This is a genomic window from Nonomuraea jabiensis, from assembly GCF_014204795.1.
Classification (GTDB): domain Bacteria; phylum Actinomycetota; class Actinomycetes; order Streptosporangiales; family Streptosporangiaceae; genus Nonomuraea; species Nonomuraea jabiensis.
The window spans coordinates 4,586,430-4,601,383 of record NZ_JACHMB010000001.1; the positions used below are offsets into that span (position 1 = coordinate 4,586,430).

General features: G+C 71.6%; 12 protein-coding genes. 9 read left to right on the forward strand and 3 right to left on the reverse strand.

Going from position 1 to position 14,954, the window contains the following annotated elements; genetic code table 11:
• The first annotated feature begins 76 nt into the window (after window positions 1–76).
• The 4 genes from HD596_RS63815 to HD596_RS21135 are packed head-to-tail and all read left to right on the forward strand — an operon-like array spanning window position 77 to window position 6,196.
• The gene (locus HD596_RS63815) at window positions 77–211 is read left to right on the forward strand and encodes a hypothetical protein (RefSeq protein WP_313044631.1); all 135 of its coding nucleotides are present in this window, start codon (window positions 77–79) and stop codon (window positions 209–211) included.
• An 8-nt stretch (window positions 212–219) separates the two neighbouring features.
• A complete protein-coding gene (locus HD596_RS21125; RefSeq protein WP_185071066.1) occupies window positions 220–1,017 on the forward strand; it encodes a glycosyltransferase in 798 nt (265 codons plus the stop codon).
• On the forward strand, window positions 1,014–2,144 hold the full coding sequence (locus tag HD596_RS21130) for a glycosyltransferase family 4 protein (protein WP_185071067.1): 1,131 nt from the start codon (window positions 1,014–1,016) through the stop codon (window positions 2,142–2,144). Before HD596_RS21125 ends, HD596_RS21130 begins: the two co-directional genes overlap by 4 nt.
• Entirely contained in the window at window positions 2,138–6,196 is a 4,059-nt protein-coding gene (locus tag HD596_RS21135) for an alpha-(1->3)-arabinofuranosyltransferase domain-containing protein (RefSeq protein ID WP_246556477.1), read from the forward strand. Before HD596_RS21130 ends, HD596_RS21135 begins: the two co-directional genes overlap by 7 nt.
• Here HD596_RS21135 and HD596_RS21140 read toward each other — a convergent pair.
• Both HD596_RS21140 and HD596_RS21145 read right to left on the reverse strand, forming a co-directional pair.
• Window positions 6,123–7,292, reverse strand: coding sequence for an acyltransferase family protein (locus HD596_RS21140; RefSeq protein ID WP_185071069.1), 1,170 nt, complete (start codon window positions 7,290–7,292; stop codon window positions 6,123–6,125). The genes HD596_RS21135 and HD596_RS21140 overlap by 74 nt on opposite strands.
• Window positions 7,289–8,008 (reverse strand): class I SAM-dependent methyltransferase, encoded by a 720-nt coding sequence (locus HD596_RS21145; protein ID WP_185071070.1) that lies wholly within the window; start codon window positions 8,006–8,008, stop codon window positions 7,289–7,291. Before HD596_RS21145 ends, HD596_RS21140 begins: the two co-directional genes overlap by 4 nt.
• Window positions 8,009–8,298: 290 nt before the next feature.
• Here HD596_RS21145 and pgfA point away from each other — a divergent pair, with 290 nt between their 5' ends.
• Window positions 8,299–9,240 carry a cell envelope lipid trafficking protein PgfA gene (gene pgfA / locus HD596_RS21150; RefSeq protein ID WP_185071071.1) on the forward strand — a complete coding sequence of 314 codons (942 nt, stop codon included), beginning with the start codon at window positions 8,299–8,301 and terminating at the stop codon, window positions 9,238–9,240.
• A 125-nt stretch (window positions 9,241–9,365) separates the two neighbouring features.
• Entirely contained in the window at window positions 9,366–10,472 is a 1,107-nt protein-coding gene (locus HD596_RS21155; protein WP_185071072.1) for an NAD(P)H-dependent flavin oxidoreductase, read from the forward strand.
• Here HD596_RS21155 and HD596_RS21160 read toward each other — a convergent pair.
• Window positions 10,469–11,278, reverse strand: coding sequence for a crotonase/enoyl-CoA hydratase family protein (locus HD596_RS21160; protein ID WP_185071073.1), 810 nt, complete (start codon window positions 11,276–11,278; stop codon window positions 10,469–10,471). The genes HD596_RS21155 and HD596_RS21160 overlap by 4 nt on opposite strands.
• 220 nt (window positions 11,279–11,498) lie before the next feature.
• Here HD596_RS21160 and HD596_RS21165 point away from each other — a divergent pair, with 220 nt between their 5' ends.
• From HD596_RS21165 to HD596_RS21175, 3 genes are read left to right on the forward strand one after another with little or no spacing between them, the layout of a single operon-like run.
• A complete protein-coding gene (locus HD596_RS21165) occupies window positions 11,499–13,049 on the forward strand; it encodes an acyl-CoA synthetase (RefSeq protein WP_185071074.1) in 1,551 nt (516 codons plus the stop codon).
• Complete coding sequence (locus HD596_RS21170) at window positions 13,039–13,938, forward strand: Zn-ribbon domain-containing OB-fold protein (protein ID WP_313044632.1); 900 nt, start codon at window positions 13,039–13,041, stop codon at window positions 13,936–13,938. The genes HD596_RS21165 and HD596_RS21170 overlap by 11 nt, the downstream gene beginning before the upstream one ends.
• Window positions 13,935–14,954, forward strand: a complete 1,020-nt coding sequence (locus HD596_RS21175; RefSeq protein ID WP_185071075.1) for a thiolase family protein — start codon at window positions 13,935–13,937, stop codon at window positions 14,952–14,954. Before HD596_RS21170 ends, HD596_RS21175 begins: the two co-directional genes overlap by 4 nt.

The following is a 14,954-nucleotide window of genomic DNA, read 5'->3' on the forward strand; positions in this document are numbered from 1 at the left end:
GCTACTAGCGAGTAAGGAGAATTGGTTCTAAGTTGGGTGCGCCCGGGTCATTGCCGCCTCAAAGGAGGGATTCCCGGTGATAAAGATCCTCTTAGCAGCGATCATTGGCGTCGCCCTGGCCGCACTGGTGGCGACCGTCACGACCGTGTCACTGACCGGTGCCACGGCGACACCGGTCAACCAGCCGCTCTACAACTACGGCGACCGGTAACACGTGCCATGCCGCCCTCCCGTCGAGGGAACGAGAGGACGAGCCGACCGACACTGCTTGAGATCATCGTTCCCGCGTACAACGAGGAACGGCGACTTCCTGGGGGGCTCCTGCAGCTGTGCGCGAAGCTTGCCCGCCTTCCGTTCCCGACAGCTGTCATCGTCGTGGACAACGCCAGCACCGACCGCACCGCGGAGATCGTGAGAACCTGGCCGCAGGAGCCGGTGCCGGTACACCTCGCGCAGTGCCCCACGCCCGGCAAGGGCGCGGCGGTGCGCGCCGGCCTGCTGGAGACCACCGCGCCGTTCGTGGGCTTCTGTGACGCCGACATGGCCACCGACCTGCGGGCCGTCGAGCGCGCCTTCGGGCTGCTGCTCTCCGGCGAGCGCATCGTCATCGGCTCGCGCGCGCATCCCCTGGCCGAGGTGGAGCACCGGCACAGCCCGATCCGCGAGCTGGGCGCGTTCGGATTCCGCGCGCTGGCCAGAGTGCTCGTGCCCGGGGTGAGCGACACCCAGTGCGGGTTCAAGTTCTTCGACGGGCTGCTCGCCCGCGAGATGGCGGCCCGGCTGCGGACCGACGGCTTCGCCTTCGACGTCGAGCTGCTCGCGCGCTGCGTCGCGGACGGCGCCTCGGTCCTGGAGATCCCGGTGACATGGCATGACATGCCCGGCTCGCGGTTCTCCCCGGCCCGGCACAGCCTGGGCATCGTGCTGGAGCTCTGCCGGATCTGGGCGCAGCTGCGCGCGGAGTCGCGCGGCGCGGTCAGGGTGAAGCAGCCGCTGGACTCCCTCGGATATCCGTGAACATCGCCATCGTCAACTGGCGCGACCCGTGGCATCCCGCCGCGGGGGGCGCCGAGGTCTACGCCTGGGAGCTGGCCCGGCGCTTCGCGGCCGGCGGGGACCGGGTGTGGTTCGTCACGGCCCGCGCCCCCGGGCAGGCCCGTGCGGAGAGCGTCGAAGGGGTGCGGCTGGTCCGCATGGGCGGGTCGTTCACCGTCTACCCCCTGGTGCTGCTCTGGATGCTGGTCCGGCGCAACCGCTTCGACGTCGTCCTCGACTGCCAGAACGGCATCCCGTTCTTCACGCCGCTGGTCGTGTCGCGGCGCACCAGGGTGTTGTGCGTGGTGCACCACGTGCACGACCGGCAGTTCGACGTGCACCTGGCGTGGTGGCTGGCCGCGCTCGGCCGCTTCCTGGAGGGGCCGGTGTCGCGGTGGGCGTACCGGGGGCGCGAGTGCGTGGCCGTCTCGCCGTCCACCGTGCGTGCCATGCGGGAGCGGCTCGGCTGGCGCGGGCCCATCCACCTCGTCCCGAACGGGGTGCCCGGCCGGCTGCGCGCGCCGCGCGCGAGCGCCGCGCCGAGCCGGCGGCCGCGGCTGGTGTGCGTCGGCAGGCTCGTCGCGCACAAGCGGGTGGAGCTGCTGCTGGAGGCCGTGCCCGAGCTCAGGAAGCGCTGGCCGGACCTGGTCGTGGACGTCGTCGGCAGGGGGCCGGAGGAGGCGCGGCTGCGCGCCGCGGCGCCCGAGGGCGTCGTCCTGCACGGCTACCTGACCGAGGAGGACAAGGAGCGGCTGGTCTCCGCCGCCTGGCTGCAGGTCAACACCTCGCAGGGCGAGGGGTGGGGGCTGTGCGTGCTGGAGGCGGCCGCGTTGGGGGTGCCGACGGTGGCGTACGACGTGGACGGGCTGCGCGACGCGGTGCGGCCCGGCGAGACCGGCTGGCTGCTGCCCGAGGGCGGGGACCTGGCCAAGGGCCTCACTGCGGCCATCGACGAGCTTACGGCGGCCCCCGACACCTATAGCGTGAAATGTCGGGAATGGGCGGCTCAGTTCTCCTGGGACCGCAGCGCCGCGCGGCTCTCCGCCCTCATCCGCCGTCCCCCCGACGCCCCCGCCGCACCTGCCGTTCTTGAGTGGGAGGAATGGTGACCGAGCGGGCCAGGCATCGGCTCTGGCTGGCGATCTGCTGCCTCGGCTTCGCCGTGCTGGCGTTCACCACCAAGCCCGGCAGCATCATCTCCGACACCAAGCTCGACCTCGCGCTCAACCCGATCGGCTGGCTGCAGCGCGTCGCCCACCTGTGGGACCTGCAGCACTTCGGGCAGCTCCAGAACCAGGCCGCCGGCTACGTGTTCCCGATGGGGCCGTTCTTCGCGCTCGGCGAGCTGGCCGGGCTGGACGCCTGGGTGATCCAGCGGCTCTGGCTGACGGCGCTGCTCTGCCTGGCCTTCCTCGGCGTGGAGCGGCTGGCCAGGCAGCTCGGCATCGGCGGGCCCGGCACCGCGATCGCCGCGGCCCTGGCGTACGCGCTGGCGCCGCGCACGCTGTCGATCCTCGGCGAGATCTCGATCGAGTGGCTGCCCGCGGCGATGCTGCCGTGGATCCTCATCCCGCTGCTCACCGCCGCGGAGACGGGCCAGCGCGCCCGCGGCGCGATCCGGTCCGGGCTGGCCGTGGCGCTGTGCGGCGGCGTGAACGCGGTGGCGGTGCTGGCCGTGCTGGTCGCCCCCGTCGTCTACATCCTCACCCGGCCGCGCCCGGTGCCCCGCTGGCGGCTGCTGGCCTGGTGGACCGGCACCGTGTCGGTGGCCACGCTGTTCTGGTGGCTGCCGCTGCTCCTGGTGGGCCGCTACGCGTTCTCCTTCCTGCCGTACACCGAGACCGCCTCCACCACCACGCAGGTCACCTCCCTGACGAACGTGCTGCGCGGCGCCTCCGACTGGGTGCGCTACCTGACCGTCAACGGCGTCGCCACGCAGCCGCCCGGGTACGAGATCGCCACCTCGGCCGCCATGGTCGTGGTCACGGGCCTGCTCGCCGCGCTCGGCCTGGGCGGGCTGGCCCGGCGTGACCTGCCCGCCAAGGGGTTCGTCGTCACCCTGTTCCTGATCGGTACGGCGGCGCTGGTCGCCGGGCACATGAGCGCGCTGGAGCCGGTCGTCGCCGAGCCCGTGCGCTGGCTGCTCGACGGGCCGCTCGCGCCGCTGCGCAACCTGCGCAAGTTCGATCCCCTGGTCCGGCTGCCGCTGGCGCTCGGCCTGGCCCACCTGCTGGCCCACGTGACGGCCCGGGCGCGGCTGCCAATCAGGTCGGTGGCCGTGGCGGCGCTCGCCGCGCTGGTGCTGCCGGTCTTCAACCAGGGCCTGGCCCCGCCCGGCGACTTCAAGGAGGTGCCGCTCTACTGGCGGCAGGCCGCGACGTGGCTCAACCAGAACGCCGGCGACGACGGGGTGCTCGTCGTGCCCGGCGCCAAGTTCGGCGAGTACCTGTGGGGCCGGCCCATGGACGACCCCCTGCAGCCGCTGTCCGCCGTCCGCTGGACCGCCCGGCAGGTCACGGCGGCCGGCTCCGTGGGCATGACCAGGCTGCTCGACGTCATCGACCAGCGGCTCACCGCGGGCCACGGCTCGGCGGGGCTGACCGAGGTGCTGCGCAGGATGGGCGTGCACTACCTGCTCGTCAGGAACGACCTGATGCGGGCCAACCTGCAGGGAGCCTGGCCGTCACGCGTCTACGAGGCGCTGCGCGAGTCGCCCGGCATCACCAGGGTCACCTCGTTCGGCGGCGAGGTGGGCGATACCGCCACCGACGACGCCATCGACTCGGTGGACTGGCCCTTCCCGGCGCTGGAGCTGTACGAGGTGTCGGAGAGCACCGACATGGTCACCGTGGAGCCCGCCGCGGACGCGCTGGAGGTGCGCGGCGGCCCCGACTCGCTGCTGACGATGGGCGACCTCGGCCTGCTCGGCGACGGCCCGGCGCTGGTGAACGGCGACGGGGCCGACTCCGGCCTGCCCACCGTGGTCAGCGACGGGCTGCGGCTGCGCGAGCGGCAGTTCGGCGAGATCAGGTCCAACTGGTCGCCCACCCTGACCGCCGACCGGCGCGACGACTTCACCGGCGTCAAGGAGCTCGACCTGCTGGAGGACGGCTGGCTGGAGGAGACGGCCACCGCCGAGTACGACGGCATCGCCGACGTCACGGCCTCCTCCTCGGTCGCCGACGCGGACGCCGTGCCCGGCCTCAGCACCCCCGGCCGCGGCCCCTGGGCCGCGCTGGACGGCGACCTGGACACCGGCTGGGAGAGCGGCGGCTGGAAGCGGCCGGAGAACGAATGGCTCCGGATCGACCTGCGCCAGTCCCGGGAGATCCCCCGGCTGCGGGTGACCTTCACCAACAACCTGCTGATCAGCCAGTCGGTCCGCAAGGTGGCCGTGGAGACCGAGAACGGCCGGCTGGTGCAGGACGTCGCCAGGACCAACGACGCCCAGACGCTCGGCGTCCCCGCCGGGCCGACGAGCTGGGTGCGGATCAGGGTGCTGGGCACGTACAACGCGGAGTGGAGCTTCGTGCAGCGGGTCGGCATCACCGAGATCGCGATCCCGGGGGTCCTGCCCGGCCGCAGCATCAGGATGCCGGGCCGGGACGGGGACGTCTTCGTCATGGACCGCGGGCTGGACGAGCGGCCGCGCTGCATGCGCAACTGGGCCCGCTGGGTGTGCAACCCGCTGCTGGTCAGGTCGGGGGAGGAGGGCGCCGGGTTCGACCGGACGTTCACCTCGGAGTCCGGCCGGAAGACCACCCTGCGGGGCTCGGCGGTGCTGCGGGACGTGGCGCTCGTCGACCGGTTCACCCGGCTGAGCGGCGACCTGACCACGGTGACCGGGTCATCGGCGATGAGCAAGGACGCGGTGATCGCGCCGAGGTCGGCGTTCGACGCCGACTCCGCCACCACGTGGGTGCCCTCGCCGGAGGACGCCGCGCCGACGCTCACGCTGGGCTGGAAGGGCAAGCGGACCGTCTCCCAGATCCAGGTCGCCCGCCCCGGCGGCGACCGGCAGGCGCTCGACGTGGTCGTGACCGGCGCCAAGGGCGAGGTCCGCGGCGGCCGGGTGGACGCCGCCGGGACGCTGCGGTTCAAACCCCTCACCACGACGCGGCTGAAGCTGCGCTTCTACCCGGCCTCGCGCCGGCTCCAGGTCACCGAGCTGGTGATCCCCGGCGTCAGCCCGGCGAGCCGGCCGGCCGGGCCGCAGTTCCGGCTGGCCTGCGGGCTGGGCCCGACCCTCCAGGTGAACGGCGCGGCCGTGCGGACCAGGGTCACCGGCGTCTACGCCGACCTGCTGGAGGGGCGGCCCGTGCAGATCACCGCGTGCGGCCGGGTCACCCTGCGGGCGGGGGACAACCGGGTGCGGGCGGCCGGCTGGGAGCCGTTCGCCGTGGAGAACCTCGCGATCGGCGCGTTCCCGGCCCGCCGCAAGGCCGTGGAGAGCTCCGCCGCCCGCGGCGCCTGGTCCTCCGTCGAGCGCGAGGTACGGGTGAGCGCGCCGGAGGACTCCTTCCTCGTGGTCAACGAGAACTTCAACGCCGGCTGGCGGGCGGAGCTGGACGGCCGGCAGCTGCGCCCGATCCGGATCGACGGGTGGAAGCAGGGCTGGCAGCTGCCCGCGGGCACCGCGGGGACGGTGCGGCTGACGTACGAGCCCGATCAGCCCTACCGGCTCGCGCTCGGGCTGGGCCTGGCCGGGATCGCGCTGCTCGCGCTCCTCTCCCTGGTGCTGCACGGCCCCCGCCCCGAGCACGTCAAGGAGACCGCCGCCGCGGCCGAGTCGCGGCTGTCGCGCTGGCGCGTGCCCTACGTCGTGGTGCTGGGCCTGGCGTTCGGCGGCTGGGTGGCGAACTGGCCCGGCATGCTCCTGGCGCTGGCCGCCGTCGTGGCCACCCTCTGGCTGCGCGTACGCCGGCCGCACACGCACTGGGTGGCGGCCGGCCTGTCCGGCGCGGCGACGCTGGCGCTGGCCGCCGGGGTGTTCCTGCGCAACCGGGGCGTCGACGTCGATCCGCTGCTCGACCAGGTGCCGCAGCTCCTGTCGTGCGCGGCGATGGGGTCGCTGTTCGGCCAGCTCGTCACGGCGCCGGAGCCGACACCGGAGCCTGAGGTTCCGGCCGAGCAGGAGGTGCTGACCGCCACCGGCGGCTGAGCCGCAGCGCGTTCTCCTCGACGAGGTGGTAGCTCACGGCGCTCACCAGCAGCGAGCCGACGAGCGTGGGCACCGCCACGCCCACGAAGTCGCCGCTGAACACCCGCTTGCCGGTGATCTTGTAGAAGAGCGTGATCACCGGCGCGTGCCACAGGAAGAAGCTGTACGAGATGCGCCCCAGATAGGCTGCCACGGGGTTGCCCAGCAGCCGGTGCGGCAGCGTGTCGCGCCGGGAGGCCAGCGCGAACGGGGCCACCAGCAGCACCGCCACCGACGTCTCCAGGACCATCCGCCACAGCGACTGCGACAGGCTGGGCAGGGTGAGGGTGCGCGGCCCGGCCAGTTCCGTGCTCAGCACCGCGAACGCCAGCAGCGCCAGCACCAGGAGCTGCGGCGCCAGCGCGTCCACCACCTCGCGCCGCTTGATCCACACCGACAGCACGGCCATCGCCATGCCGGCGGCGAAGAAGATCAGGTGGTTCGGCAGCCACAGCGCCAGCTCCGGCTGGTCGAGCACGTGCGAGACGACCACGCCGGCCAGCGAGATCACCGGGAGCACCGCGATGCCGCCGAGCAGCCGCAGGGGCCGGTTGCCGCCGCGCGCCCACCGGTGCAGGAGCCAGGCGAGCCCCGGCAGGACCAGGTAGAAGGCCATCTCGATGGGCATCGTCCACATCTGGTAGAGCCCGTCGGGCGCCCGCCCCTGCTCGAAGTAGTTCTGCAGCAGGAACAGCCACTTGAGCCAGCCTGTCCAGTCGAGCTGCCCCCAGGCCCAGAGCGCCACCGCCGTGACCAGCCAGTAGGCGGGCAGCACGCGCATCGCCCGCCGCCACAGGTAGCGGCCCACCCGCGGCGACGGCGCGTCCTCCAGCACCGCACGGGCCCACGGCCGGTAGAGCAGCAGCCCGGACAGCAGGAAGAAGATCGGCACGGCGATGCCGAGCCGGGACGTCATCCAGGCGAACATGCCCTCCTGGTAGATCATCCCGGTGTTGCCGCCCACGTGCAGGACCCAGACGCCGAGCGCGGCCAGGGCGCGGATGCCGTCGAGCGCGGCGTCCCGCCCGGTGGCGGGGCCTTCCGCGGCGGCGGTCACCCGAGTTTCCTGAGTACCAGGACGAGGTTCCACGTGACGAACTCCCGGACGACGGGGACCTTGACCAGCGGACGGCACCACCACGGCAGGTAGCGCGGGAAGGCGTCGACGAGCTCGACGTCCCGCGCGGACCTCGCCCAGCGCAGGCCGTGCGCGACGGAGACGGGGAAGAGCGAGCGCCCGTAGCGGTTCTTGGGCTGCCTGCCGTGTACCCGCGCGTAGCGGCGGGCGGCGCGCTCGCCGCCCAGATAGTGCCAGGGCGAGGTCTCGTGCCCGCCCCACGGGGAGAGCCAGTTCGTGTACGCGAGGAAGATCAGCCCGCCCTCGCGGGTGACCCGGGCCATCTCGTCCGCCATCCGCCACGGGTCCGGAACGTGCTCCAGCACGTTGGACGAGAAGCACACGTCGACCGACCCGTCGGCGAGCGGCAGCTCCAGGGCGCTGCCCAGCACGCCGGTGCCCGGCGCGCCCTGGCCGGTCAGCTCTCCGGCGTCGACGTCCACGCACACGCACCGGGCGCCGGCCCGCCTGAAGGCGTCGGCGAAGTACCCGGGGCCGCCGCCCACGTCGAGCACGGTGGCGCCGGCCAGGGACACGCGGTCCAGGAGCTGGGCGGCGGTGTCGGCGGCGAGGGTGGTGTAGTAGGCGTCCGGCTTGGCCTGCTCTGTCCTGAACGCGCGGAACAGCCGGATGGACCTGGCCAGATCGGCACGCATGCCCGCGACTCCGTCCCGTCGAGAAGACACCCAGAATAGAACGCGTTCCGATGCCTGGGTACCGGCAATCGGCGGATGACGTCAAGAGAGAGTCGGGTAACCGGCGGAACGTTGCCGTCCGTAGAACATGTTCCGATTTGTTACCCCGATGTGGCTGTGAAGACGTCTCGCCAGATGCTACTTTCCAGTAACGATCATGTTACGTACATCACACGCGCGACTTGATGTCGGGGGGCGGTGCGCTGAGTATGTAACCGGTTCTCGCACCTTCGACGCCAGGAGGATCTTGAATGCAGCGCACACCTGTACTCGTTCTCGTCGCCGTTGGTGCGTTTCTGGTGGTCCTCGCGGGAATGGTCAGATTCTGGGCGGCGGACAGGATCATCTCCGCGCCCGCGGGCCAGTACAGCACCGTCGAACTCGAGGCCCCATCGGCCCAGTACTTCTCCGTCGCCGACGGCAAGGTGCTGACCGCGAACCTCAGGATGCTGGTCACCACCCGCGGCGACGTCTCGCAGGCCACCGACTCGCGCGTCGTCTGGGACGAGTTCACCGTGGTGGACGACGTCACCAACAACAAGCCGCAGATCAACATCTCCGAGCGGCGCAGCGCCTTCGACCGGCACACCGGAGTGGGCATCAACTGCTGCGGGGTGAGCGTCAACAAGGAGCCCGTGACCCTGGAGGGGCAGATCTACCTGTTCCCCTTCGGCGTGGAGAAGAAGACCTACAAGTACTTCAACCAGACGGCCAAGCACGCCTTCGACGCGACGTTCGTCGGCGAGGACACCGTGGACGGGCTGCCCGTCTACAAGTTCCAGCTGAAGGTGCCGCCGACCAAGATCGCGACGCTGAGCGCCCCCGCCTCGATGATGGGCATGACCGGGACCGGTGACGTCCAGGTCGACCGCTGGTACGAGGGCGTGGACACCTTGTGGGTCGAGCCCACCAGCGGCGCGCCGGTCAAGCAGGAAGTGAGCAGGAACGAGACGCTCAAGAGCCAGGACGGGGTCGAGCGGGCCAAGGCCCTGGTCGCCACCGCCTCGTTCACCCCGAAGACCGTCTCCAACCTGGTGGCCACGGCCAGGGACGCCAAGAACCAGATCACCCTGGTGAAGACCACGATCCCCATCACGTTGCTGGCGGCGGGGCTGCTCGCGTTCGCGGTCGCGCTGGCGTTCGCCCGCCGCCGCGAGCCGCGCCCCGTCGTCAAGGAGCCGGTCGACGCGTAACGGCGTGGAACAGGTTGCAGTTCGGCCCGGCGTGCGCGAGCAGCCGGGCTGAACTGGTGACTAGAGCAAAGGTTCTAGGGTAGAACGCGTTGCAGTTCGCTGGATCCGCGGCTTATCGTCGGCTCATGCGGACACGTGTCACGGACATGTTCGGAATCGAGCTCCCGATCTTCGCCTTCAGCCACTGCCGAGACGTGGTCGCGGCCGTGAGCCGCGCCGGCGGCATGGGTGTGCTCGGCGCGCTCTACTTCACACCCGAGGAGCTCGAGACCGAGCTCAAGTGGATCGACGACCACGTGGACGGCAAGCCGTACGGCGTGGACGTCGTCATGCCCGCCTCCTACGAGGGCGCCGACTTCGCGCCCGAGGAACTGGTGGGCCGCCTGCAGGCGATGATCCCCGACGGCCACCGGGGGTTCGTCGAGAACCTCCTGGCCAAGCACGGGGTCCCGCCGCTGTCGTCGGACGCCGACCCCGGCAAGGTGCTGCTCGGCTGGACGGATGCCACCGCGCGTCCCCAGGTCGAGACGGCCCTGCGGCACCCCATCGCGCTGCTGGCCAACGCGCTCGGCCCGCCGCCCGCCGACGTGGTGGACCTCGCCCACGCGCACGGGGTCAAGGTCGCCGCCCTGGCCTCCACGCCCCGGCACGCGCTCAAGCAGGTGGAGGTCGGCGTGGACGTCGTGGTCGCCCAGGGCACCGAGGCCGGCGGTCACACCGGCGAGATCTCCACCATGGTGCTGATCCCGCAGGTGGTGGACGCGGTGGACGTGCCCGTCCTGGCCGCCGGCGGCATCGGCAACGGCCGCCAGATGGCGGCGGGGATGGCGCTGGGCGCCGAGGGCGTCTGGACCGGCTCGCTCTGGCTCACGGTCGAGGAGGCCGACACCCCCGAGATGGCCAAGCGCCGGATCCTGGAGGCCACCTCCCGCGACACGGTCCGCTCGCGCAGCTGGACCGGCAAGCCCGCGCGGCTGCTCAAGAACGCCTGGACGGAGGCGTGGGAGTCGGAGGAGTCGCCCGGCACGCTGCCGATGCCCCTGCAGTTCATGCTGGTGTCGGACGCCCTGCGGCGCATCGGCCGCTCCGACGTGTCGGACCTGGCCACCTTCCCGGCCGGCCAGGTCATCGGCATCACCAACCAGGTCCGCTCGACCAAGGACGTCATGTTCGCCCTGGTGGAGGAGTACGGCGAGGCGCTCGAACGCCTGGAGCGCCTCACCGGGGACTAGCGGGCGTGGTAGGTCGGGGGGCGCTTCTCGCGGAAGGCCCGGGTGCCTTCCTTGGCGTCCTCCGACCCGATCACCGGCCAGCCGATCTCGTCCGACACCTTCAGCGCCTCCGGCTCCGGCATGCCCAGGGTGTCCCGGTACGTACGCAGGATCGCCTGCACGGAGAGCGGCCCCGAGGCGGCGACGTCCTCGGCCAGCTCCCGGGCCGAGGCCAGCGCCTGGCCGTCGGGCACCACGCGGTTGACCAGCCCCATGGACAGCGCCTCCGCCGCCGTGACCGGGCGGCCGGTCAGGAGCAGGTCCATGGCGTGGCAGTACGGGATCTGCCGGGGCAGGCGTACGGCGCTGCCGCCCATGGGGAAGAGCGCGCGCTTGGCCTCGAACAGTCCCAGCGTGGCCGACTCCGCTACCACCCGCAGGTCCGTCCCCACCAGCAGCTCCGTGCCGCCCGCCACCGCGTAGCCCTCGACCGCGCTGATGATCGGCTTGGTGGGCAGGTCCTCCCTGAGCAGGCCCTTCCAGTGGAAGTTGGGGATCTGCGCGGCCCTGGCCTGGACCTCCGGGTCCGTGGACGGCTGGCCCATGGCCTTGAGGTCGGCCCCGGCGCAGAACGTGCCCTCCGCGCCCGTCAGGATCGCCACCCTGATCCCGGCCTCGGCCGACGCGTACGCCCATGCCGAGGCCAGGCCGATCAGCATGTCCGAGGAGAGCGCGTTGCGCGCCTCCGGCCGGTTCATGGTGACGATCAGGACATGGCCGTCTCGTTCGATCCGGCAGTGGGGAGTGCTGATCGGCAGGAGCTCCACGTACGCCTCCGAAGTGTCTAATCAAGCGCTTGCTACGAACTTCGGCCCCAGGATACGCTCCCAGCAGCAAACGAGAACAGGTTCCTGTTTTGCTCGGGCCGCGAGGGAGCGCCGTCGTCTGGAGGAGCGGCGGGAGCGGAGCGACCAGAGCGGGGGAAGGCGACGGCATCGAGGGCGACCGAGCCCGCTTCACGGAGTGAAGCCATGAGAAGGAGTGCGGATGGGCACGCTCGGTTTCTGGAGGCTCGCGCAGGCGGATCCCGAGTGGATCGCGGCGGTGGACCCCGACGGCACGGAGCATCGAGCGGGCGATCTGCTCGCCCGGGCCAACCGCCTCGTCCACGGCTTACGCGGGCTCGGGCTCCAGCCCGGCGACGGCATCTGCGGCCTGGTGCCGAACGGCGCGGACGGGCTCGTGCTGTATCTCGCCGCCATGCAGGCCGGCTGGTACTACACCCCGGTCAACTGGCATCTGACCGGCCCCGAGATCGCGTACATCGTCTCCGACAGCGAGGCCAAGGCGTTCTTCGTGCACCCCCGCTACCTCAAGGAGGGCGCCAGGGCGGCCGAGGCCATCGAGCCGCACCGCCGCTTCCTCCTCGGAGAGGACGAGACCGACGGCTTCCGCCGGGCGAGCGAGCTGACCGACGGGCAGCCGGACACCGCGCCCGAGGACCGCACCGCGGGCGCCACCATGCACTACACCTCGGGCACGACCGGCAAGCCCAAAGGCGTCAGGCGCCGGCTGAACGGCCTCGATCCGGACGACTCCGCAGAGCTCATGACGTTCCTGCTCGGACTGTTCGGCATCACCCCGGGCCGCCCCAACGCCCACCTGATCACCTCCCCGAACTACCACACCGCGGTGACCCAGTTCGGGGGCACCGCGCTGCACATGGGACACACGCTCGTCTACATGGACAAGTGGGACGCCGAGGAGATGCTCCGGCTCTGCGAGCGCCACGGCGTCACGAACTCCCACCTCGTCCCGACCCACTTCAAGCGGCTGCTCGCGCTGCCGGAGGAGACCCGGACCAGGTACGACCTGTCCTCGCTCAGGTGGATGATCCACGCCGCCGCCCCCTGTCCGGTCCCGGTCAAGTGGGCGATGCTCGAGTGGTGGGGCGACTGCGTGTACGAGTACTACGCGGCCACCGAGGGCGGCGGCACCCTGGCCACGCCCGAGGACTGGAAGGCGCACCCGGGCACGGTCGGCAAGGCCTGGCCCATCAGCGAGCTGCTGATCGCGGACGACCAGGGCGAGCCCGTGCCGACCGGCACCGCCGGGACGATCTACATGAAGATGATGGGCGTCCCGTTCGAGTACAAGGGCGACCCCGCCAAGACCGCCGCGAACCGGCTCAAGGAGTACTTCACCGTCGGGGACATCGGATACCTGGACGAGGACGGTTTCCTCTACCTCTGCGACCGCAAGGCCGACATGATCATCTCCGGCGGGGCGAACATCTACCCGGCCGAGATCGAGAACGAGCTCATGATCCACCCGAAGGTGGCGGACGTGGCCGTGTTCGGCATCCCGGACGAGGAGTGGGGCGAGCAGATCAAGGCCGTGGTCGAGCCCGCGCCGGGCGTCGAACCCGGCCCCGAGCTGGCCCGCGAGCTGCTGGCCTCGCTGGAGGGCCGCCTGTCCAGGATGAAGTGGCCCAAGAGCGTCGACTTCATCGCCGAGATGCCCCGAGAGCCCAACGGCAAGCTGCTCAAACGCAAGCTCCGCGCCCCGTACTGGGAGGGACGAGACCGTGCCATCTGATCCGCTGGTCGCCCAGCACGTCCTGGAGTTCCCGGGCGGCTACACGAGAACGACAGGCCCCGTGATCGGCCGGTTCCTGAGCGAGTTGCGCGGCCGGCGCATCGTCGGGGTGCGGACGAACGAGGGCAAGGTGCTCGTGCCGCCCCTGGAGTACGACCCCGCGACCGGCGAGCCGGTCACCGCCGAGTACGTCGAGGTCGGCCCGGCCGGCACGGTCACCACCTGGGCGTGGGTGGACGAGCCGCTCGAAGGCCACCCGCTCGACCGCCCCTTCGCCTGGGCACTGATCAAGCTGGACGGCGCCGACACCGCGCTGCTCCACGCCGTGGACGCGGGCAACGCCAAGGCGCTGGCCGTGGGAGCGCGCGTCTGGCCGGTCTGGAGCGAAAGGCCCACCGGCCACATCCGCGACATCTCCCATTTCGCTCCCGAGGTCACGAAGATCGTCTCCAGCGTGCGCGCCGAATACCGCCTGCAGGCGGGCGGCGCGCTCCGCGTCTTCCTGGAGGGCATCCGGCGCGGCGTCTTCCTCGGCGGGCGGTGCGAGAGCTGCGACAAGGTGTACGTGCCCTACCGGGCGTCCTGCCCCGAATGCGGAAGCGGCATCGCGGAGACGCTCGAACTGCCCGACACCGGCACGATCACCACGTTCGCCATCAACAACCTGCCCGATCCCCGGGCCCCGCAGGTGCCGTTCGTGTCGGCGTACATCCTGCTCGACAACGCCGACATCCCCATGATCGCGCTCATCGGGGACGTACCCGCTCACGAGGTGCGCCAGGGCATGCGGGTCAAGGCGGTCTGGGTGCCGGAGAGCGAGCGTACGGCGTCAATGTCGAACATCCGCTGGTTCGCCCCCACCGGCGAGCCCGACGTGGAGCTGTCATGAGAGATGTCGCGATCGTCGCGTTCGCCCAGACCCGGCACACCGACCACGACGCCGGGCAGACCGAGCCCGAGCTGATCCTGCCCGTGATCGACGAGGTCAAGGAGCGCACCGGGCTCAAGAGGTTCGGCTTCACCTGCTCCGGTAGCTGCGACTACCTCGCGGGTGCCCCGTTCTCGTTCGTGTCGGCCCTCGACGCGCTGGGCGCCTGGCCGCCCATCTCGGAGAGCCACGTGGAGATGGACGGCGCCTGGGCCCTGTACGAGGCGTGGGTCCGGCTCCAGCACGGCGACATCGACTCGGCCCTGGTCTACGGGTTCGGCAAGTCGTCGCTCGGCGACCTGAACACGATCATGACGATCCAGCTCGACCCGTACTATCTGGCGCCGCTCGGCCTCGACCTGCTCTCCTACGCCGCGCTCCAGGCCGGCGCGGTCGGCGCGGACCGCAAGGAGCTCGACGAGATCGTCCGCAGGAGCCGGGCGGACGGGCGGGCCAACCCGTACGCGCTCGATCTGCCCGATCCGGACGGCGAGGACTTCGCGGTGCAACCGCTCAAGAAGACGGACGTGCCGCCCATCACGGACGGCGCGGCGGCCATCGTGCTCGCGGCCGGCGACCTGGCCGGGGAGCTGTGCCCGAACCCCGCCTACATCAGGGGCATCGCCCACCGCATCGAGCCCCACTACCTGGGCATGCGCGATCTGTCCATCTCGGCCTCCGCGGCCGACGCCGCCCGGGCGGCGGGGGTCGGCAAGGGGCCCGTCGAAGTGGCCGAGCTGCACGCCCAGTTCCCGCACGAGGAGATCATCCTGCGCCGCGCGCTGGAGCTGCCCGGCGAGACCGTGATCAACCCGTCCGGCGGCCCGCTGGCCGCCAACCCCGTCATGGCCACGGGCCTCATCCGCATCGGCGAGGCCGCGCGGCGCATCCTCGACGGCGACGCGAGCCGCACCGTCGGACACGCCGCGGGCGGGCCCTGCCTGCAGCACAACCTCGTCACCGTATTGGAGGCGTGA